Origin of the sequence: Actinoplanes utahensis, assembly GCF_016862455.1 — a bacterium.
In the GTDB taxonomy this organism is placed as follows: Bacteria; Actinomycetota; Actinomycetes; order Mycobacteriales; family Micromonosporaceae; genus Actinoplanes; species Actinoplanes utahensis.
Map to the genome: position 1 here is coordinate 1 of NZ_BOMZ01000031.1, position 19,903 is coordinate 19,903.

The window sequence follows — 19,903 nt, forward strand, 5'->3', positions numbered from 1 at the left end:
GTCGGCCAGGACCAGGGTGCCGGCGGCGGAGACGCCCTCCAGGTAGCCGCGGGCGCGTTCGGCTTTGGGGAAACGGTTGACGAGGTCCCAGAAGCGGGTGTTGTGGCTGGGGACGACGAGGTGGGCGAGTTCGTGCAGGAGGACGTAGTCGACGACCCAGTCGGGCATCTCCTGGATGCGGTGGGAGATGCGGATGGTGCCGTCGTCGGGGGTGCAGGATCCCCAGCGCCCGTTCTGGTTGGTGACCCAGCGCACGCTTGCCGGGGCGACCTGCTCGGCATGATCGGCCAGGTAGCGGTTGGTCAGGCGGCGGGCACGGGCCAGCAGTTCGGCGTCGGTGCACCGCAGCCGTTCCTCGCGAGCTTCCAGGCGGGCGAGCATGCGCTCCACCCACTCCGTCTCCTCCGCACGGGAGAAACGGTCCGGGATGAGCACCACGACTCGCTCGCCGTCGCGATAGGCGGACACCGTCCGTCGCCGGCGCTGGCTGCGCCGCACTTCCACGACAGGCTTGCGCACGCGGGCCATTACCGGCTCGCGTGGCCCAGATTCGGGTTCACGTTGAGACGCTAATCCGCCACACCCCGGTTACCGCAAGAGTACGGACAATGACGGTCGCGGAATATGAGAACTTCGACCGTATATACCCGAAAAAATTTTCCCCACCGGCAACATCGGCGACAGGCGTCAACCTAGACCATCGTCGACGCAGGCATTTAGCCGCCCCGCATGTCCGTTTTGTGCCTTTACGATGGGAATCGTCGGCGTGTCTCGGCAAAACTGGCCAAAAAGGGTACGTAGTACCGGCACACTCACGTCGTCGGCGACACCGCCGATGCCGCGCTGACATGGAACCGCCCTGACCTGGGTAAGTGACCGCCCCGGACAGGTGGCCACATCCGCGTGGCCGCGAAGCGGTCCAGCGCCGCACACAGGTTCGCGCCGCCGCCGCGAACAAGGCAACGGGCCGGGCGGCCGATGACACGACGAGGAGGAACCGTGGCCGACAACACGTACAACGGCTACTGCGTGAAGTGCAAGGAGAAGCGCGACTTCCAGGGTGAGGTGGCGGTCTCCAAGACCGGAATGAACATGGCCAAGGGCAAGTGCCCGGTCTGCGGGACCACGATGAACCGGATCCTGGGCAAGGCCAAGGCATGAACACGTACCGGGGAGGACTGCCGGTGGGCGTCCTCCCCGGTGGCCCGGCCGTAACCGTGTTCACTTGGACACGTTGAGTCAACTAGAGCACCACGCTACCTGTGGATAACTGCCCCGAAGCTGTGGACAACTCACGGCAGGGTGGTCGGGGGCTGTGGATAACATCATCGCTCCGCAGCTTCGCAGTGACACCCTGTCACCCATGAACCGGACACCGCTGCCTCGCCCGACCCTCATCCCGGGGTTGCCGCGCTTCTGGCGAAACCCCGGCGAGCTGCAGATCGGGCTGGATCCCGCACACGCCGTGCTGCTCCAACTGCCCGATCCACGCGCCGCCGGGGTGCTCGACCTCCTCGACGGCGGCAGCCCGGAACGGCTCATCCTGCTCCGCGCCGCCGAGCTCGGCATCCCAGCCGGCGACGCGCACACCCTGATCGAGCTCCTCCGTGCGGCCGGCCTGGTGCTGCCCGCCGGATCCCTGCTGCCCGCCGCCCTCCCGGCCGCGGCCCGGCACCGGCTCACCTGCGAGGCCGCGGCACTCGCCCTGAGTTCGGCGGGCCGGCCCGGGCAGCCCCGCGACCCCTCGCCCGCCCGCGTCCTCCGGCAGCGGCTCGCCGCCCGCGTGGTGGTCAGCGGCCGCGGCCGGCTCGGCGCCACCATCGCGGTCGCCCTGGCCCAGGCCGGCGTGGGTCACGTCCATCCCGACCTGTCCGGTGTCGTCGGGCCCGCCGAGCTCACCGGATCCCCGCTCGTCCCGGCGGACGTCGGCACCCCGCGCCGGAGCGCCGTCGAAGCGGCCATCCTGCGAGTCGCCCCGGGCACGGCGGTGCATCCGGTCCGCCGTACCCCCGCCTCCCTGGTCATTCAGCTCGCCCACGACGAACCCGCCGCACTCGTCGCCGCGGGACACGCCTCGCGGCGGCAGCCGCACCTGGCCGTCGCCGTCCGCGACGGCGTCGCCGTGATCGGTCCGCTGGTGCCCGCCACCGGCGCGCCCTGCCTGAACTGTCTCGACCTGCACCGCCGGGAACGGGACGAGGGCTGGTCGGGTGGCCCGGCCCCGACGGCGATGGACTCCCCCGAGCCGTCCACGGTGGCCGTGCTGCTGGCCGCCACCGCCTATGCGGCCGGGGAGGCCCTGACGTTCCTGGACGGCGCCGCCCCGGAGACCCTCGGCGCCGCCGTGGAGATCTCCGCGCCCGGCCGATTCCGGCGGCGGACCTGGCCGCCACACCCCCGTTGCGGCTGTCACAGGCGTCGCCGAGGGCCAACCTTCACCGGACCTTCACCGCATAACTACCAAACCACCTCCCGACAGGCCGGGTGAGGGGCGCCGGTCGGTCACAATGATCTGGTGACGGACATACCGCGCCGTGCCGCGTCCCGGACCGCCAAGCTCGCCGCCCTCCCACTCGGCTTCGCCGGCCGCGCCGCGCTCGGCCTCGGCAAACGGGCCGTCGGCATCGCCTCCGACGTCATCTCCGCCGACATCCAGCAGCGCACCGCCGAGCAGCTCTTCAGCGTGCTCGGCCAGCTCAAGGGTGGAGCGATGAAATTCGGTCAGGCTCTGTCGGTCTTCGAGGCCGCAATGCCCGACGAGATGGCCACCCCCTACCGTCAGGCGCTGACGAAACTGCAAGAGGCCGCCCCGCCGATGCCGGTGGCCAACGTGCACAAGGCGCTCGCCGAGCAGCTCGGCCCCGACTGGCGGGACCTGTTCGCCGAATTCGACGACACCCCGGCCGCCGCCGCCAGCATCGGCCAGGTGCACCGGGCCGTCTGGAAACTGCCACCCACCCGCCGCAACGCCAAGCCGAAACTGCTCACCGTCGCCGTGAAGGTGCAGTACCCGGGCGCCGGCGACGCGCTGATCGCCGACCTGAAACAACTGTCCCGGCTGGCCGGCATGTTCAAGGTCATCCAGCCCGGGATCGACATGAAACCGCTGCTCACCGAGCTGCGAGAGCGGATCACCGAGGAACTCGACTACGAGATGGAAGCGGAGGCCCAGCGCGCCTTCGCCACCGCTTTCGCCGACGACCCGGAGATCTTCGTGCCCCGGGTGGTGGCCGCGGCGCCCCGGGTCCTCATCACCGAGTGGGTCGACGGCACACCTCTGTCCCGGGTGATCGCCGACGGCACCCGGGAGGAACGCGACGAGGCCGGCCGGCTCATGGCCGTCCTGCACTTCTCCGCACCGGCCCGCGCCGGCCTGCTGCACGCCGACCCGCATCCCGGCAACTTCCGGATCCTCGCCGACGGCCGGCTCGGAGTGATCGATTTCGGCGCGGTCGCCCGGCTGCCCGACGGCCACCCGGAACCGATCGGCCGCCTGGTCCGGCTCGCCCTGGCCGGCGAGGCGCAGGCGGTCGTCGACGGGCTGCACGAGGAGGGCTTCGTCAAGAAGACCGACGACCTCGACGCGCAGGCCCTCCTGGACTTCCTGCTGCCGATGATCGAACCGGTCGCGGTGGAACGATTCCGTTTCACCCGCAGCTGGATCCGCAACGAGGCGGCCCGGCTGACCAACCCGCGTGGCCCGGCGTACCAGCTGAGCCGCCGCCTCAACCTGCCGCCGTCGTACCTGCTGATTCACCGGGTGACGCTGGGCTCGATCGGTGTCCTCAGTCAGTTGGAGGCCGAAGCCGCCTACCGCGAGATCCTGGAGAAGTGGCTGCCGGGCTTCGCCCCCATCCCCTGATCATCTTCCCGTCGCGGTGATGGCGGCCGAGATGGACGAAGAGGTCGGAAGACAGATCGCTTCGATCAACGTGACGGTCCAGGTGAGCCAGTGGCTGGAGCCGGGTGACGACACGGGCGGCAGCGGGCGCGACCGTCCTCGGGCGTCGGGGCGCCGTACAACGTACAACTGAGGTTGGAACGTGAAACGGCCCGTCCGCGAGGGCGGACGGGCCGTTCGTTGATTCATCGTTCTTTAGAGTCCGATGCCGAGTTCGCGTGAGGCCCGGTTGCGGGCGTCCATGCTGATGCGGCGAGCGGAGCGGAAAGCCTCAGGTGCACGGTCACTCTGAGGCCGACGCATTCGGGCCCTGGACAACGCTTCTTGGATAAGTCTCAACTTCGGGGCTCCATTCGGATTCATCTTCGTCTCGGCTTTCGGAAGTGGTTCTCGGATGTGGGGAGAGATGTGCTGCTCAGGCCGCGAGGCGGACCGAGTTGCGGGAGTCGAGACCGTTCGCGGCGAGCCGCTCCTCGACCTCGACGGCCAGCTCGGCGTCGCGGGCCACGTCAGCCTTGCGCGGACGTCCACGGGGCCGCTTGCGCGGAACCACGGCGCCACGCTCGAAGATCTCTCCACCCCAGACGCCCCAGGGCTCCGCACGGTCGACCGCGCCGGCCAGGCACTCGGCGCGCAGCGGGCAGTCCCCGCAGAGCGACTTGGCCAGTTCCAGCTGGGCCGGGGAGTCGGAGAACCACAGGTCGGGGTCGAACTTCCGGCAGGGCAGGTTTGCCTCGAGGTCGACGTTCATGTCGATCGGGGCCAGCGCCAGACTCATAAAGCCCGGTCACCTCTCTCTTTTCTCGATCTTCTGGATCGCAGTTCGGTCGTGCACCGGCGGGTCAGCCGGCAAAAAGTTGAGGCCGCGGATCCCTTTACGGGTTCCGCGGCCTCGAGGTGAGCCGGAGGTCTGTTTGTCAGACCGGCCTTCCTCGAGGCGGGACACCGCTGCCACCATCCGTGTAGCGCTTGCTGGAGATGGTGCTGTTGCTGCCCTTGAAGCCAGTGGTCCCGTTGAATCCGTTGACGCGCACCTGGGTCGCTTTGCCCAGCTCGGCCTGGGTCGGGACCTGGTGCTCCCGCGGAGCCGGAACGAGCGCTGCCGCGGTGGGCAGGGCACGGACGAGCTCAGACAGGGTCCGCTCAGCAGCCAGCAACGCCGACGGGGCGGCGGCGGGCATGGAGGCGGACAGAGGCCAGGCAGCAGTCGGCAGCAGCGCAGAAACCGTCATCATCGTGTAGATCTCCATCGTTGCCACCTCCTCCGTAACCTTGCACTCGTGGTCGGTTCTCAGCGAAAGTTTGCCCCTCGCTGAGGTGTGTTCTGAGGCTATGCCTGCCCTACACGGGAGGGCAAACGAATTAACGCACTAGTTTCCGAAGTTTTTTGAATCGAGGTCTTCGGGGTTCGCTCCGGCTACCAGAGCGAAGACCGCCTCACCGTACTGGCCGAGTTTGCGGGCGCCGATCCCGGCGATCGCCAGCAGTTGCGCCGGGGTGGTCGGGCGGCGTTCCGCCACGGCCACCACGGTGGCGTCGGTGAGAACCACATATGCAGGGACTTTGAGGGCGGCGGCGGTGGTCGCACGCCACACGAGCAGCCGCTCGTGGAGTTCCTCGTCGATGTCGGACGGACAGGTCGCGCAGCGACCCACTTTGCGGTCGACACCGGCCAGCAGGGTGACGCCGCAGATCCGGCAGGAGGACACCTGGGGACGGCGGCGGTCGGGTTTACGACTGTGCTCGGCGGCACGCACGTCCGAGCCACCGGCCGGCTGGCCGCCGCGGGAGAGCTGCGGCAGGAAACGGCAGGGACGACGGGTACGCCCACCGGGCGCCCGGGACTGCCCGTAGGACAGCCAGAGCACCTGACGTGCCCGGGTCACGCCCACGTAGAGCAGCCGGCGCTCCTCCTCCAACTGCTCGGCCGTCTTCGCGTACGTCGTCGGCAGTGTGCCGTCGGCGAGACCGACCAGGAAGACGGCGTCCCACTCCAGGCCCTTGGCCGAGTGCAACGAGGCCAGGGTCACCCCGGCGACCGTGGGGGCGTGCTGCTGCTCGGCACGCCGGGCCAGTTCGTCGTTGAAGGCGGCGAGGGTGATCTCCCGCTGCAGGCGCCCGGCCTCGCCGATCGGCAGGATCTCGGGTGACGCGGCGTACTCCTCGGCGAGGGTGACCAGCGCGGCCAGCGCCTCCCACTGCTCGCGGGCGGCGCCGCCGGGTGAGGGCTGATGCCGGTTCCACCCGGTCGCGGCGAGGCCTTCCACGACCGCCTCGACCAGCGGGGTCTCGCCCGGGATGGACCGGACGGCGGCCCGCAGCGCGACCATCGCCCGACGCACCTCGATACGTTCGAAGAACCGCTCGGCGCCGCGGACCACGTAGGGGACCTCGGCTTCGGCGAGCGCCTCCTCGTACGACTCGGATTGCGCGTTGGTCCGGAAGAGCACCGCGATCTCCGACGCGGGTGTGCCGGCGGCGATCAGCTCCCGGCACCGCCGCGCCACCGCGGCCGCCTCCCCCGGCTCGTCCGGGAAGATCTTGAGTTCCGGTTCGGGGCCGGGCGGCCGCTGCCCGACCAGCTCCAACCGCAGTTTCGCCTCGGTGCCGCGGGCCTGCTGGATCACCGCGTTGGCCAGCCCGACGACCTGCGGCGTCGAGCGGTAGTCGCGGACCAGGCGGACCACCACCGCGCCGCGGCGCTGGCGGGGGAAGTCGATGAGGTACGCCGAGGTGGCCCCGGTGAACGAGTAGATCGTCTGGCTGGCGTCGCCGACCACGGTGACATCGTCCCGCTCGCCGAGCCAGGCGTCGAGCAGCCGCTGCTGGAGCGGGTTGACGTCCTGGTACTCGTCGACGACGAAATGCCGGTACTGGGCGCGGATCTGATCGGCGACGTCCGGGTGCTCCTCGATGCCCCAGACCGCGGCGCGCAGCATGTCCTCGAAGTCGATCACGCCCTGCCGGCGTTTGAGCTGCTCGTAGGCGGCGAAGACCTCGGCCACCCGGGCCGGCTCGTACGGCGGCTCGCGCAGCGCCTTGGCCGCCGCCACCACGTACTCCCCCGGCTCGACCAGGGACGACTTGGCCCACTCGATCTCACCGGCCAGGTCGCGGGCGGCGGTACGGTCGGCGCGTACCCCCACTTTGGCGGCCGCCAGGCCGACGACCCGCACCTTGCTCTCCATCAGTTCGGGCATCTGCCGGCCCTCGAGCAGCCGCGGCGCGAAGTAGCGCACCTGTCGCAACGCGGCGGCGTGGAACGTGCGGGCCTGCACCCCGCCGGCGCCGAGTTCGGTGAGCCGGCTGCGCATCTCGGCGGCGGCCCGGGCGGTGAAGGTGACGGCGAGCACGTGCCGCGGGCTGATCTCGCCGGAGAGCGTCCGGTACGCGATCCGGTGGGTGATGGCCCGGGTCTTGCCGGTTCCGGCGCCGGCGAGGATGCAGACCGGCCCGGCCGGTGCTGTCACCGCCGTACGCTGGTCAGGGTCCAGCCCGTCCAGCACCGCTTCAGTCCGCACGGTAGGGAATCATGACACCCCGGCAGGGTGTTGTGCTTGTCAGCCGCACCGCCGTGTGACCTGGATCGAAGGAGCCCTGACCGATGCTGACCATGTACTCGACGTCCTGGTGTGGGTACTGCCACCGCCTCAAGTCGCAGCTCGACCGTGAGGGCATCGCCTACGAGGTGGTGGACATCGAGCAGGACGAGACGTCGGCCGCCTTCGTGCGCAGCGTGAACGGCGGAAACCAGACGGTACCGACCCTGAAGTTCTCGGACGGCTCGGCGCTGACCAACCCGTCCATCGTTCAGGTGAAGCAGCATCTGGCCGCCATCGCGGCCTGAGCGTGAGAAAAGGGGGCCGGTTCACACCGGCCCCCTTTTCTCAATTCACGGAATCAGCGCCGGGATGCTCGAGTCGAGCAGGCCCCGCTCCTTGAGCGCGCCGTAGAGCGGCGTGGTCTCCGGGTAGTGACCCCACTGGTGGTCACCGTCGCCGTTGCCGAAGCCGCCGAGGAGCTGCTTCTGCACCTCGGTGAGGTTCGCCCACTCGGGCCGGTTCGGCAGGTCCGCGTTCTCGTCGCGCATGGCGATCCAGCGCGGGGTGTAACCGAAGAACGCGCCGACACGGGTGATGTCGGAGTAGTTGTCGGACCGGGCGTGCCAGATGCGGCGGTCGAAGACGACCAGGTCACCCGCGTTGGCGGTGATCTGGACGGCGCCCTCCGGCTGCGGCCACGGGGTGCTGCGGTTCGGCGGGCCGGGCAGCCAGTTGGTCTTGTGGCTGCCGGGCAGGACGGTGAAGTTGCCCCGGCCGGTCTCGCTCACGTCGGAGAACCAGTACGCCAGCTTGACCGACAGCATCGGCCGCGGGTCGGTCTCGATCTCCCGGTTCTGCCGGCCACCGTCCTGGTGCCAGTGCCAGAACTCCTTCTGCTGCTCGTGCAGCTTGGGGTGCACGTCGATGTGCGAGTGGTAGATGTGCAGGTTCCACCCGAGCAGCGACCAGATGTACTTGAAAGCCTTGGGGTGGTCGATCAGGAACGCCAGCTCCGGCACGTGGGCGATCGGCGACAGCTGGTGCAGGGCACCTGTCGCGCTCAGCTTGCCTTCGGCCTTGGCCTTCTCGTAGTACCCCAGGATCGCGGACCGGCCGGCCTCGATCTCGCTTTCATTCAGCACCGACGGCACGACGATGTAACCGTCGCGCTCGAACGCCTCCCGCTCCTCCGCGGACATCGGCGTCCAGGACGGCGCCTCCACCTGAGTCATCAGGGTCCCCTCTCGTCTTTGCAAGGAAGACGCGATGACCCCTCGGATTGGTTGCTCCTAACCAGAAAAATTTTCTTGATCTTCGAGCAGCCACTTCTCGATCAGGTAGAACGCGATCGAGGACCGCATCGGCAGGGTCCTCGGCCGCCCGCCCGCGGCCATCTTGGCGATCTCCTCACGCGTGAACCAGTGCGCCTCGTCGATCTCCTCCGGATCGAGGCGCAGCGGTTGCGCGGCGTCCGCGATGCCATGGAAACCCAACATCAGGGAGCCGGGGTACGGCCACGCCTGGCTGCCTTCGTACCGGATCTCGGAGAGGCCGATCCCCACCTCCTCGTGGACCTCCCGGGCGACCGCCGCCTCGGCCGACTCGCCGGCCTCGACGAACCCCGCCAGGCAGGAGTACCGGCGCGTCCCGTCGGGGCTGGCCGGCCAGGCCGCGTTGTGCCCGAGCAGGCACCGCCCGGACGGCCCGGGCACCCCGTCGTGAACCAGGATGATCATCGCCGGATCGGTGCGCGGCCACATCATCGCGCCCTCGGAGTCGACACGGGCCCAGCCGGCCTCGGCCGTGACGGTCGGCTTCCCGGTCCGCGGCGAGAACCGATGGGTCCGGTGCCAGTTGGCGAGCGCCACCGCGGTGGTCAGCAGACCGGTGTCGCGGGCGTCGAGCAGGTGCCCGACCTCCCGCAGAGCCGCCGGCCGGACACCCTCGGTCTCAGCGAGCGGGGCGTCGACGCTCCAGATCGGGCCGGTTCCCGGGTCGATGCCGAGGAACCAGCGCTCGGCATCCTCCGGAACGTCCGACGACGGCACCAGGATCAGGGCGGTGCTGCCGTCGGGAGAGTCCTGGACCAGGGCACGGCCGCCCTTCGCCACGTCCACGACCAGGACCAGGCCCCGGTCCCAGGCGGCGGCCAGCCAGTCGGCGTCCTTGCGGTGCTCGGCGGCCCGGTCGAGAGTCGTCCGGGCGAGTGGGGGAACGAGACTGGTCACGCTGCGTCGCGCTCCACGGTGGTGAGGGCCGAGAGCTGCGACTCGATCTTCTCGGCGTCGCCGAGCACCACGGTCACCGCGCGGGACGGTGCGAGGTACTTCGCGGCCGCGGCGGCGACCTGCTCACGGGTGGCCGCGGAGAGGGCGGCCGAGTGCTCGCGGAGGTGGCTCAGGCGCAGGCCGAAGCCGGCGTACATGCTGGCCACAGCGGCGAGGCCGGCCTGGGTCGACATGCCGAGCCGCAGCGTGCCGAGGGCGTACCGGCGGGCCTGCTCGAGCTCCTCCTCGCCGGGCGGGAGGCTGGCGATCCGGCCCAGTTCGTACTGCGTCTCCAGCAGCGACGGACCGGTCACCTCGGTGGCCACCTCGGCGGCGGCGAGCAGCGCGGAACCGGCGACGAAGTGCTCGATCGACGAGTACGACCCGTAGGTGTAGCCCTTGTCCTCCCGGATGTTCTCCGTCCAGCGGGACGAGAAGTAGCCGCCGAAGACCAGGTTGGCCAGGCTGAGTGCGGCGTAGTCGGGGTCGGTGCGGGTCAGCGCGGGCAGCGCGATCCGCAGCGAGGACTGCACCGAGCCGGGACGGTCGACGAGCAGCAGCGGGCCGGGGGTGAGCGCCGGAGTGGCCGGGATGCTGCCGTCCGGGGCGCTGCCGGTCCAGCCGCCGAGGATCTTCTCCGCGGTGTCGATGGCCTGGTCCGGGTCGATGTCGCCGACCAGCACCAGGGTCGCGCCGGCCGGGCGGACCCGGGCGGCGTGCAGCTCGCGCAGCGGCTCCGGGTCGACGGCACGGACCTGGCCGGGGTCGGGGGTCTGCACCGCGTACGGGTGGGCGCCGTACATCCGTTTCAGCAGTGCCACCCGGGCCAGGTGGGACGGCTGGCTCAGGGCGACCTGGATGTGGTCGGTCAGCCGCTCCCGCTCGGTGGACACCTCCTCGACGGGATAGGTCGCGTCGGTGAGCACCGCGGCGAGCAGCTCCAGGGTCCGGTCCAGGCCGTCGGCGAGCGCGTTGCCGGAGATCAGCAGCCGGTCCGGGTCGAGACCGGCGGAGAGGCTGCCGCCGACGGCCTGCAGCTCGGCGGCGATCCCGATGCTCGACAGGTCGCTGGTGCCGGTGAACAGCGCCTGCGAGAGCAGGGTCGCCGGGGCGAGCGGGGCCCGCCCGAACGGGATGCGCAGCCGCACCTCGACCAGCGGCACCGCGGACCGGCGGATCGCGATCACGGTGAGGCCGTTGGACAGCGTCCGCTCGCTCTCCCGGGGCAGGTGCAGCTCGGCGTCCGGCACCAGGTCGGGCAGGGTCTTGTCGGTCATGCTCATGCCGCGGCTCCTGGAATCACTTCGACACTGGCACGGCTCTCCGGCCGCAGGGTGGCCGCGGCGGCGACGATCTGCTCCGCCCGCACCTCGCTGATCAGCTTGGGCAGGTCGTTGAGCAGATCGGGGCGGCCGCGTTGCAACTCGAGGACGGCCATCGGCTGGGCCCGGCCGAGGACGTCGTCGGTGCCGTTCAGCAGGCGGGTGGCCATCCGGGCCTGGGTCCGGTCCAGCTCACCGGGCTTGAGGCCGTCGGAGGCCAGCCGGTCGAGCTCCTCGTCGATGGTGCGCAGCACCTTGTCGGCGTCGCCGCCCGGCGGCAGGTGGGCCTGGAGCAGAAGAGCGGTCGGATTCCGTACGAGATATTCGTCGCCCATGAAACCGAGGTAGCCGCCCATCGTGGTGGCGATCCGGTCCCGCTGGACCAGCCGCTCGACCAGCCGAGAGGCGTCGCCGTCGGTGAGCACCTCGGCCAGCACCACGAACGGCAGATAGGCGTCGAACGCGCCGATCGGGTCGGGCACCCGCCAGGCGCCGGCCACGGCCGGGAGAGGGGCGATGCGATCGGTGTACGACTCCCGCCGCTCCGTGGTCAGGCCGGGCTCGTCGAAGTCCGGCAGCACCGGGGCCGGCCGCGCCGGGACGTCGCCGAAGTGCCGCTCGATCATCGCCGTCGCCTCGGCCACGTCGAAGTCGCCGGCGACCGACAGCACCGCGTTGCCGCAGGCGTAGTACCTGTCGAAGAAGCCCTGGGCGTCCTCGACCGTGGCGCTCTCCAGGTCCTCGAAGGATCCGTAGCCGTCGTGCGCGTTGGCGAACGTCCCGAACATCACCGGGGGCAGTTTCAGCCAGGGGAACCCGCCGTACGGCCGGTTCAGCACGTTGACCCGGATCTCCTCCTTGACCACGTCGACCTGGTTGCGCAGGTTCTCCTCGGTGAGCCGGGGGCCGCGCATCCGGTCCGCCTCGAGGAAGAGCGCACGCTCCAGACCGCCGGACGGCAGCACCTCGTAGTAATCGGTGTAGTCCAGGTGGGTGGAGCCGTTGAAGCTGCCGCCGGCGCCCTGCACATGGCGGAAGTGCGCCAGTTTCTCCAGGTTCGCCGAGCCCTGGAACATCAGGTGCTCGAAGAGGTGGGCGAAGCCGGTCCGGCCTTCCGGTTCGCTGCGGATGCCGACGTCGTAGACGACTGCCACACCGACCACGGGGGCGCTGCGATCCGGGGACAGGACCACGCGCAGACCGTTGCCGAGAGTGAACCGCTCGACCGGGTATTTCGTCGCGGGGATCTTGATTTTGGGCGCCACGCTACGAATCTAGCGGACTCATCTCGGTAGTCGAGCGACGACGCCGAGTAAATGCATCAATATCCGCACCCGATCTTCCGCCGCGAATCGGACGGGTGTCGTCCCGGTCACTCCACCGACGGACGAAGCAGCCGAAACCGCCCGGAAGCCGATTCCCCCGATCCGGGACACGGGTTGACGCACCAAACCCATATGGTCCAGTATTCCCATCCAACAGATAGGGAAACCGAAGTATTCACGGGAGGGGGGCGCGTCATGTACGTCTCGGCTCGCACGGACTACGCCGTACGCGCGATGCTCGCGGTCACCGCCGAGCACCCTCGCCTGGTCAAAGCCGCTGGTCTGGCGGCTGCCCAGGACATCCCGCTCAGCTTCCTGCAGGGGATCCTGCTCGATCTGCGCCGCGCCGGGCTGCTGCACAGCCATCGCGGCGTGGACGGCGGGTACGCCTTGGCTCGCCCGGCCGAGGAGATCACCGTCGGCGACGTCGTACGTGCCGTCGGGGGCGCCCTCACCACCGTGCGCGGGCTGCCCACGTCCACGGCGACCTACCACGGTGCGGCGACGGCGCTGCACGACGTGTGGATCGCCGTCGAGGCGGCCATCGAGGGTGTGGTCGACCACAAGACCCTGGCCGAACTCTCCAACACCTCAAGTGAGCGGATATCCAGCTCCGTCATGAAAAGAAACTAGGAGTGAGCATGAGCTCCCGAACCATACGCGCGCTCGCCCTCGCCACGGCCGCCCTGGTCGCCTCCACCGCAATGGCCGCCTGCGGTTCCCAGGAGGAGGACACCAAGACCGCTGCCGAGGCCGCCGCCGGCAACGCTCCCGAGGCAAGCACCCTCAAGCTGGGCTACTTCCCGAACATCACGCACGCCCCGGCCCTGGTCGGCGTGAACAAGAAGCTCTACGAAGAGAAGCTGGGCAGCGGCACCAAGCTGGAGACCAAGACCTTCAACGCCGGCCCGAACGCGATCGAGGCGCTGCTCTCGGGCGCGATCGACGCCACCTACATCGGCCCGAACCCGGCGATCAACGGATGGTCCAAGTCCAAGGGCGAGGCGCTGAAGATCATCGCCGGTAGCACCTCGGGCGGCGCCGGCCTGGTGGTCAAGGAGGGCATCAACAGCCCGGCCGACCTCAAGGGCAAGAAGATCGCCACCCCGCAGCTGGGCAACACCCAGGACGTCGCGCTGCGCGCCTGGCTGAAGCAGAACGGCCTCAACGCCGACACCAGCGGTGGCGGCGACGTCTCGGTCCTGCCGCAGGACAACGCGACCGCGATCCAGGCGTTCACGCAGGGCACCATCGACGGCGCGTGGGTGCCGGAGCCGAACTACAGCAAGCTGATCATCGAGCAGAAGGCCAAGGTCCTGGTCGACGAGAAGACGCTGTGGCCGAACCAGGAGTTCGTCACCACCCACCTGATCGTCAGCCAGAAGTTCCTCAAGGAGTACCCCGGAACGGTCAAGAAGCTGGTCGAGGGCCACATCGCCTCGGTCGAGTACATCAAGGCCAACGACGCCGAGGCGCAGAAGGCCGCGAACGCCCAGCTGGAGGACCTCACCAGCAAGCCGCTGAAGGACGAGATCCTCAAGGCCGCGTTCGCGAACCTCAAGTTCACCTACGACCCGATCGCGTCCTCGCTCTACACCAGCGCGAAGCACGCCGAGGACGTCGGCCTGCTCGACCCGGTGGACCTCAAGGGCATCTACGACCTGACCCTGCTGAACGAGCTGCTGAAGGCCAAGGGTCTGCCCGCGGTCAGCGACGCCGCGGCCTGATCCGACCGGTTCGATGGGAGGGCGAGTATGAGCACGGTTGTCCGGATCGACGATGTCAGTAAGCAGTACGGTTCAGGGAGCAATGCGCTGCTCGCCCTCGACCACGTCTCGCTCGCGGTCGACAAGGGGGAGTTCGTCTGCCTCCTGGGCGCCTCCGGCTGCGGCAAGAGCACGCTGCTCTCGCTGGTCGCCGGCCTCGACGAGATCACCGGCGGCACCCTGGACATCGGCGGGCGGCACGTCGCGCTGATGTTCCAGGAGGCGGCCCTCTTCCCGTGGCTCTCGGTGGCGGGAAACGTCGAGCTCCCGCTGAAGCTCCAGGGTGTCGGCCGCGCCGAGCGCAAGCAGCGCGCCCTGGAGCTGCTGGAGATCGTCCGGCTGGGCGGCTTCGGCGACAAGCGCCCGCACGAGCTGTCCGGCGGCATGCGGCAGCGGGTGGCGCTGGCCCGGGCACTCGCCCAGAACGCCGACGTCCTGCTGATGGACGAGCCGTTCGGCGCGCTCGACGCGATGACCCGGGACATCCTGCACGACGAGCTGGAGCGGATCTGGCGCGAGCAGGAGCTCACCGTCCTCTTCGTCACCCACAACGTGCGCGAGGCGGTCCGCCTCGGCGACCGGGTGATCCTGCTGAGCAGCCGGCCAGGACGGGTGATCGAGGACTTCAAGATCGATCATCCCCGGCCCCGGCGCATCGACTCCCCCGAGGTCTCCGGCCAAGCCGCCGAGATCACCGACCGGCTCCGTGCGGAGGTGGCCCGTCATGCCAACTGAATTCCCCAGCGCGCGGGCCGGGCTGGAGGGCGCCTTCCAGCCGGATGCGTTCCCGATCGTGGAGAAGCCGAAGGATCCGGATCTGGCGGCCGCCGACCGGGTAAGCGGCCTGGACTCGCTCGAGCTCGGCCCCGAGAAGGAGAAGGGCAGGCTCGGCAAGCGGATCTGGGCGAGCACCTGGCCGAAACTGCTGGCCATCGCGATCGTCATCGGTGTCTGGCAGCTGGTCTACCTGTCCGAATGGCGGCCGGCCTACGTCCTTCCGGCGCCGGTCGACGTCTTCGCCGAACTCGGCAGCCTGCTCACCGAGGCCAAGTTCTGGGACGGTGTACGCCTGACCATGACCCGGGCCGTCACCGGCTTCGCGCTGGCCGTGGCGATCGGCACCGTGATCGGCGCGGCGGTCTCCCGCTTCACCCCGCTGCGGGCCGCGATCGGCTCACTGATCACCGGCCTGCAGACCATGCCGTCGATCATGTGGTTCCCGCTCGCCATCCTGCTCTTCCAGCTCGGTGAGGAGGCGATCCTGTTCGTGGTCGTCATCGGCGCCGCGCCGTCGGTGGCGAACGGCCTGATCAGTGGCATCGACTACGTGCCGCGGACCTGGCTGCGGGTGGGCCAGGTGATGGGCATGAAGGGCCTCGCGAAGTACCGGCATCTGATCCTGCCCGCGTCGCTGCCGTCCTTCGTCTCCGGCCTCAAGCAGGGCTGGGCGTTCTCCTGGCGCAGCCTGATGGCCGGCGAGCTGCTGGTCATCGTGCCGGGCACGATCTCCATCGGGGTACGGATGCAGACCGCCCGCGACCTGAACGACGCGGTGGCGGTGCTCGCCTACATCATCGTCGTGCTGGTCATCGGCATCCTGGTCGACCAGTTCTTCAACGCCGCCGACGGCCGCCTGCGCAAGCGCTGGGGCCTGACCGGCAGCTGACCTCGTGTGGGTGAGGTTCGGCCGTCGTGCGCGCCCGAACCTCGCCCACTCTCGGGGTCAGAGTGGCCGGACCGACTCCAGGACCTGCTTGACGACGTAGTCGTACTGCTTGTGGGTGCCGGGGACGGACACGTACAGAACGGCTGCCGTCGGTTTGCCGACGTCGATGACCGCGACCGCGGAATACTCCTCGGTGGCGGTCAGTCCCGTCTGGCGGAAGAACAGCCGGAACTCGCTCACCCAGGCCGGCCGCCCGCCCAGCGTGGTCAGCTCGTCGCGGATCGGCTCCAGCCGGTTGGGCTGCGGGTAATACTCGGCGCGCACGTCCGACGCCACCTGCCGGCCGACACACTCCAGGTCGAGGGTGAGGGCGTCGTTGTCGGTCGCCGGGACGGCCGCGGACAGGATCGAGGCGTGGTACTCCCCGCCGCTGTAGACCTCGCTCACGAAGTGCTGACCCACCCGGTACGGCACCTCGAGGGTCCCCGCGTTCCACACCGTGTCCCAGGTCACCCAGGGTGCGCCGTACTTCCGGTAGGAGATGCCGGCGGCCTCGTCCACCGTGCGCTCGCCGGTGGCCGGCGGCGCGGTCGCCGCGGGACTCGGCAGCACGCTGGGCGGCGGGCAGGCCCGGGCCAGCGGCGGGCGCAGGTCGGCGGCGGGAGCGGCTTTCGATCCGAACGGGTCGCCGTCCCCGCCGACGATCAGGAACAGCAGGACGGCGAGCCCGGCCGCGACGATCGTGCCGGCCACCCCACCGAAGATCATCAACTGCCGCCGGCGACGCTGTGGTCCGTCCGGCGCGGGCGGCTCGGGCGGCCCGAGCGGTTGCGGAGCCTGCTGAGGTACGCCGTACGCCGTCACCGTGCCCGAGGACCACGGCCCGCCCGGCCGGTCCCAAGCGGAGGTGTGCGGGTTCGGTTCGGACATGCCACCAGTGAACACCACGCCCCCGGTCACCGCTGTCACGGCCGCCTCGTCTCAGGACCCGATAATCCTGCCTGAAATGTCCTTCCGGCTCGAGCCGTTCCCCGGAACTTCGGTTACCGTGCTGCCATGGAACTGGTGTATCCCCCGGTCGTCGCCTTGGCCAAGACGATGTTCCGCGTGCTCGACAACAAGATCACGATCGAAGGTGCCGAGCACATTCCCACGAGCGGCGGGGCGGTCCTGGCCAGCAACCACTCGAGTTACCTGGACTTCATCTACTGCGGCCTGGGCGCCCAGCCCGCCAAGCGGCTGGTCCGGTTCATGGCCAAGAAGCAGGTCTTCGACCACCGGATCAGTGGTCCGCTGATGCGCGGCATGCGGCACATCCCAGTCGACCGGAAAGCCGGCACCGCCGCCTTCAAGCACGCCATCGACGCGCTGAAGAGCGGTGAGATCGTCGGCGTGTTCCCGGAGGCCACGATCAGCGAGTCCTTCACCGTCAAGGCGCTGAAATCGGGCGCGGCGCGGATGGCGCAGGAGGCCCGCGTCCCGCTGATCCCGATGGCCGTCTGGGGTCCGCACCGGCTCTGGACCAAGGGCCGCAAGAAGGAGCTCACCAAGCGGCACGTGCCGGTCATCATCAAGATCGGGGAGCCGATCGAGATGGCCGCGGACGCCACCCCGGAGTCGATCACCGCGACGCTGAAGGTGCGGCTGAGCGCGCTGCTGGACGCCGCCCAGCGGGCGTACCCCGACAAGCCGGCCGGGCCGGACGACGCCTGGTGGCTGCCGGCCCACCTGGGCGGCACCGCGCCGCTGCCGCCGAGCACGGCCACGGCGATCTGACTCTTCAGACAGCCTGGCTCCCACGGCGGTCCGACTCTTCAAAGAGCCTGGCTCCCACGGCGGTCCGACTCTTCAGACAGCCTGGCTCCCACGGCGGTCCGACTCTTCAAAGAGCCTGGCTCCCACGGCGATCTGACTCTTCAGACAACCTGGCTCCCACGGCGGTCCGGCTCTCCAGAGGGCCTCACGCATCACAGCGGTGGGGCTCACCATGGTGGCTTGACCGAAACAGATCAGCGAGAGGCTCCCGGCGCGCCGGGAGCCTCTCGTGTTTCCGCCACCACCGTCCCGCAACGACCCGCGGTGATCGCCCCTCCGCGCACACCCGGCAGTGAGGTCGGTTCCGCGTGTGGAGTCGGGCGCGCATAGCGGTCGAACCTCGCACGCGAAACCGACCTCACAGTGGCCTTCCGGGCCGGGACGACAGGCCCGGGAACAGCATCGGCGCCGCACCCCTGAGGGGTACGGCGCCGATATCGTCACGCGGCGCTGGCCGCAACCGACCGCGAGCGGTCAGTGTGGCCCAACGTCAGCCGCGAATCAGATGACCTGGATGTTCGCGGCCTGCGGGCCCTTCTGGCCCTGCGTCACCTCGAACTCGACCCGCTGGTTCTCCTCCAGAGCCCGGTAACCGGACATCTGGATCGCAGAAAAGTGGGCGAAGACGTCGGCGCCGCCGTCGTCCGGGGTGATGAACCCGAAGCCCTTGTCAGCGTTGAACCACTTCACAACACCGGTAACCATGCTCGTCTCCTCGACGATCGTTCGCTTCCGACCATTATGGACGGGGGCGAGGTAATAAGACCCGCATTCTGCGAGTCTCGTGCTGTCGTACTGATCGCCCGCACCGGAGAAACCCGGGTTACGACAAAGAGCGCCTGGGGCAGACTTCCCCACAGGCGCTCCTGAGTACTTGGGAACCAAACTGACAACGTGGCGAAGCCTAGCACGATGAAGGAGGCCGGGAAGTGCTCGGCGTACAAGTGGCGCGGCAGCTCAAAGCCGCCGGATTGACCTGGAAACCACAGCTCGGCGACCGTTTCGCCGTGCCCGACCGCGACCTTGACGACGAGCTTTTCGTCCTCAGCAACATGACTATCCAGGTGCACGACCGGCCGGAAGGGCAGATCATCGGCTTCAACGGCACCACGGAGTGGGCCCTCGACGACGTCGATCTCGACGAGGCCCTGTGGCTGCCCCGCGAAGACCAGCTCCGGGAACTGCTGGGCGGCACGTTCCGGTCACTTCACCACCACGACGGGACCTTCTCGGTACGCACGGAACTGCTCGGCCTCGACCACACCTCCACCGGCGCCACCGCCGAGGACGCCTACGCCGCCGCCCTCCTCCACCTGCTCGCCGCGGCCCGCTGACCCACCCGGCCGGCCGTCGGCACCGTCTCGACCCTCGGGACGGCACCGACGACCGGGATTCCCGGTCACCCGGCCTCGGCGGGGATCTCCTCGATCAGGGCGGCCAGCCCGGCGACGTCCATCAGGTCGGCGGGCCGGACCGTGACCTGCTCGCGGACGTAGTGGAAACCGGCCCGCACCTTGCGGACCGGCACACCCGCCAGCGAGGCCCAGGCGATCCGGTACGCGGACAGCTGCACCGCGGCCGCCTCCGCCTCCGCACCGGCCGGTCGCCTGCCGGTCTTCCAGTCGATCACGTCGAAGCGGCCGTCCGATTCGGCGTAGACCGCGTCCATCCGCCCGCGGATCACCACCCCGGCCACCGTCGTCGCGAACGGAACCTCGACCTCGATCGGGGTCCGGTCCGCCCACTCACCGGTCAGGAACGCCTCCTGCAGGGCCGCCAGCTCGTCGTCCTCCGCTGCGCCGTCGTCGGCCGCACCGGGCAGCTCGTCGATGTCGATCAGCCGGACGGCACCGAACCGCTGCTCCAGCCAGGCGTGGAACGCGGTCCCCCGACGGGCCTGCGGCGCCGGGCGCTGCGGCAACGGACGGCGCAGCGAACGGGCCAGCGCCTGCGGATCCTTCCGCAGCACCACCAGCTGCGACACGGACAGATGCGGCGGCACCACCACCTCGATCGGCCCGTCCCGCCGACTCCGCTCCGCCCGCTCCGCGAGCAGCAGCGTCGCCTCCCGCCGCCAGCGGGCGATGTCCGGGTCGCCGGCCTCCGCCAGCCGATCCGCCGCCTCAGCCGCGGCCACCAACTCGGTCCGCACCGCCTCCACCCGCCCGGTCACCTCCACCCGCCCGGTCACTGCGGCACCGGCGGCGTCCCGCTCGCCCGCGGAAGCCTCGTCGGCACCCTCGGGGTAGGAAGTGGGTCCGCTCTCTGCCCCCGAGAGGGGCGGGACCGGGCGGGACGT

21 protein-coding genes are annotated in these 19,903 nt (G+C 69.8%); 10 read left to right on the forward strand and 11 right to left on the reverse strand.

All coding sequences use genetic code 11. The features are described 5' to 3' along the window. Positions 1–528: M48 metallopeptidase family protein (locus Aut01nite_RS10045; RefSeq protein WP_204037496.1), on the reverse strand; the 528-nt coding region annotated here is incomplete at its 3' end. A gap of 471 nt (positions 529–999) precedes the next feature. Here Aut01nite_RS10045 and Aut01nite_RS10050 point away from each other — a divergent pair. The 3 genes from Aut01nite_RS10050 to Aut01nite_RS10060 all read left to right on the forward strand — a co-directional run bounded on the left by Aut01nite_RS10050 (position 1,000) and on the right by Aut01nite_RS10060 (position 3,862). Next, entirely contained in the window at positions 1,000–1,161 is a 162-nt protein-coding gene (locus tag Aut01nite_RS10050) for a DUF5679 domain-containing protein (RefSeq protein WP_170153756.1), read from the forward strand. 202 nt (positions 1,162–1,363) lie between these two features. Beyond that, entirely contained in the window at positions 1,364–2,488 is a 1,125-nt protein-coding gene (locus tag Aut01nite_RS10055; RefSeq protein ID WP_052164623.1) for a ubiquitin-activating E1 family protein, read from the forward strand. Between the two features lie 27 nt (positions 2,489–2,515). Next, positions 2,516–3,862 carry an ABC1 kinase family protein gene (locus tag Aut01nite_RS10060; protein WP_043533488.1) on the forward strand — a complete coding sequence of 449 codons (1,347 nt, stop codon included), beginning with the start codon at positions 2,516–2,518 and terminating at the stop codon, positions 3,860–3,862. Positions 3,863–4,316: 454 nt separating this feature from the next. Here Aut01nite_RS10060 and Aut01nite_RS10065 read toward each other — a convergent pair whose 3' ends face one another. The 3 genes from Aut01nite_RS10065 to Aut01nite_RS10075 all read right to left on the reverse strand — a co-directional run bounded on the left by Aut01nite_RS10065 (position 4,317) and on the right by Aut01nite_RS10075 (position 7,422). Further along, positions 4,317–4,679, reverse strand: coding sequence for a WhiB family transcriptional regulator (locus Aut01nite_RS10065; RefSeq protein ID WP_043533487.1), 363 nt, complete (start codon positions 4,677–4,679; stop codon positions 4,317–4,319). Between the two features lie 139 nt (positions 4,680–4,818). Further along, positions 4,819–5,151, reverse strand: coding sequence for a hypothetical protein (locus tag Aut01nite_RS10070; protein ID WP_063958905.1), 333 nt, complete (start codon positions 5,149–5,151; stop codon positions 4,819–4,821). A 120-nt stretch (positions 5,152–5,271) separates the two neighbouring features. Beyond that, positions 5,272–7,422, reverse strand: coding sequence for an ATP-dependent DNA helicase UvrD2 (locus Aut01nite_RS10075; RefSeq protein WP_043533485.1), 2,151 nt, complete (start codon positions 7,420–7,422; stop codon positions 5,272–5,274). Between the two features lie 83 nt (positions 7,423–7,505). Between Aut01nite_RS10075 and Aut01nite_RS10080 the strand changes: the two genes are divergently transcribed. Next, the gene (locus Aut01nite_RS10080; RefSeq protein ID WP_043533484.1) at positions 7,506–7,748 is read left to right on the forward strand and encodes a mycoredoxin; all 243 of its coding nucleotides are present in this window, start codon (positions 7,506–7,508) and stop codon (positions 7,746–7,748) included. Between the two features lie 45 nt (positions 7,749–7,793). On the opposite strand, the gene Aut01nite_RS10085 is transcribed toward Aut01nite_RS10080, so the two are convergent. The 4 genes from Aut01nite_RS10085 to Aut01nite_RS10100 are packed head-to-tail and all read right to left on the reverse strand — an operon-like array spanning position 7,794 to position 12,297. Continuing rightward, positions 7,794–8,675: a phytanoyl-CoA dioxygenase family protein gene (locus tag Aut01nite_RS10085; protein ID WP_043533483.1), complete on the reverse strand. Its 882-nt coding sequence runs from the start codon at positions 8,673–8,675 to the stop codon at positions 7,794–7,796. A 57-nt stretch (positions 8,676–8,732) separates the two neighbouring features. After that, on the reverse strand, positions 8,733–9,671 hold the full coding sequence (gene nudC, locus Aut01nite_RS10090) for an NAD(+) diphosphatase (RefSeq protein ID WP_043533482.1): 939 nt from the start codon (positions 9,669–9,671) through the stop codon (positions 8,733–8,735). Then, the gene (locus tag Aut01nite_RS10095; protein ID WP_204037498.1) at positions 9,668–10,987 is read right to left on the reverse strand and encodes a M16 family metallopeptidase; all 1,320 of its coding nucleotides are present in this window, start codon (positions 10,985–10,987) and stop codon (positions 9,668–9,670) included. Before Aut01nite_RS10095 ends, nudC begins: the two co-directional genes overlap by 4 nt. A 2-nt stretch (positions 10,988–10,989) precedes the next feature. After that, positions 10,990–12,297: a M16 family metallopeptidase gene (locus tag Aut01nite_RS10100; RefSeq protein ID WP_043533481.1), complete on the reverse strand. Its 1,308-nt coding sequence runs from the start codon at positions 12,295–12,297 to the stop codon at positions 10,990–10,992. Between the two features lie 255 nt (positions 12,298–12,552). On the opposite strand from Aut01nite_RS10100, the gene Aut01nite_RS10105 reads away from it, so the two are divergent. Genes Aut01nite_RS10105 through Aut01nite_RS10120 form a run of 4 tightly spaced genes read left to right on the forward strand, consistent with a single transcriptional unit; the run spans position 12,553 to position 15,789 of the window. Then, positions 12,553–12,990: an RrF2 family transcriptional regulator gene (locus tag Aut01nite_RS10105; RefSeq protein ID WP_043533480.1), complete on the forward strand. Its 438-nt coding sequence runs from the start codon at positions 12,553–12,555 to the stop codon at positions 12,988–12,990. 8 nt (positions 12,991–12,998) lie between these two features. Continuing rightward, complete coding sequence (locus Aut01nite_RS10110) at positions 12,999–14,084, forward strand: ABC transporter substrate-binding protein (protein WP_043533613.1); 1,086 nt, start codon at positions 12,999–13,001, stop codon at positions 14,082–14,084. Positions 14,085–14,111: 27 nt separating this feature from the next. Next, entirely contained in the window at positions 14,112–14,858 is a 747-nt protein-coding gene (locus Aut01nite_RS10115) for an ABC transporter ATP-binding protein (protein WP_043533479.1), read from the forward strand. After that, positions 14,848–15,789 carry an ABC transporter permease gene (locus Aut01nite_RS10120; RefSeq protein WP_084000147.1) on the forward strand — a complete coding sequence of 314 codons (942 nt, stop codon included), beginning with the start codon at positions 14,848–14,850 and terminating at the stop codon, positions 15,787–15,789. Before Aut01nite_RS10115 ends, Aut01nite_RS10120 begins: the two co-directional genes overlap by 11 nt. Positions 15,790–15,846: 57 nt before the next feature. Here the strand turns inward: Aut01nite_RS10120 and Aut01nite_RS10125 are convergent, their stop codons facing one another. Next, positions 15,847–16,719 (reverse strand): hypothetical protein, encoded by an 873-nt coding sequence (locus tag Aut01nite_RS10125; protein WP_043533611.1) that lies wholly within the window; start codon positions 16,717–16,719, stop codon positions 15,847–15,849. Between the two features lie 126 nt (positions 16,720–16,845). Between Aut01nite_RS10125 and Aut01nite_RS10130 the strand changes: the two genes are divergently transcribed. Next, positions 16,846–17,565 (forward strand): lysophospholipid acyltransferase family protein, encoded by a 720-nt coding sequence (locus Aut01nite_RS10130; RefSeq protein WP_043533477.1) that lies wholly within the window; start codon positions 16,846–16,848, stop codon positions 17,563–17,565. A gap of 540 nt (positions 17,566–18,105) precedes the next feature. Here Aut01nite_RS10130 and cspE read toward each other — a convergent pair. Next, positions 18,106–18,309 (reverse strand): transcription antiterminator/RNA stability regulator CspE, encoded by a 204-nt coding sequence (gene cspE / locus Aut01nite_RS10135; RefSeq protein WP_043533476.1) that lies wholly within the window; start codon positions 18,307–18,309, stop codon positions 18,106–18,108. A 224-nt stretch (positions 18,310–18,533) separates the two neighbouring features. Here cspE and Aut01nite_RS10140 point away from each other — a divergent pair, with 224 nt between their 5' ends. Further along, entirely contained in the window at positions 18,534–18,938 is a 405-nt protein-coding gene (locus Aut01nite_RS10140; RefSeq protein ID WP_043533475.1) for a hypothetical protein, read from the forward strand. A 65-nt stretch (positions 18,939–19,003) separates the two neighbouring features. Here Aut01nite_RS10140 and Aut01nite_RS10145 read toward each other — a convergent pair. Beyond that, positions 19,004–19,903: RecB family exonuclease (locus tag Aut01nite_RS10145; protein WP_239124599.1), on the reverse strand; the 900-nt coding region annotated here is incomplete at its 5' end.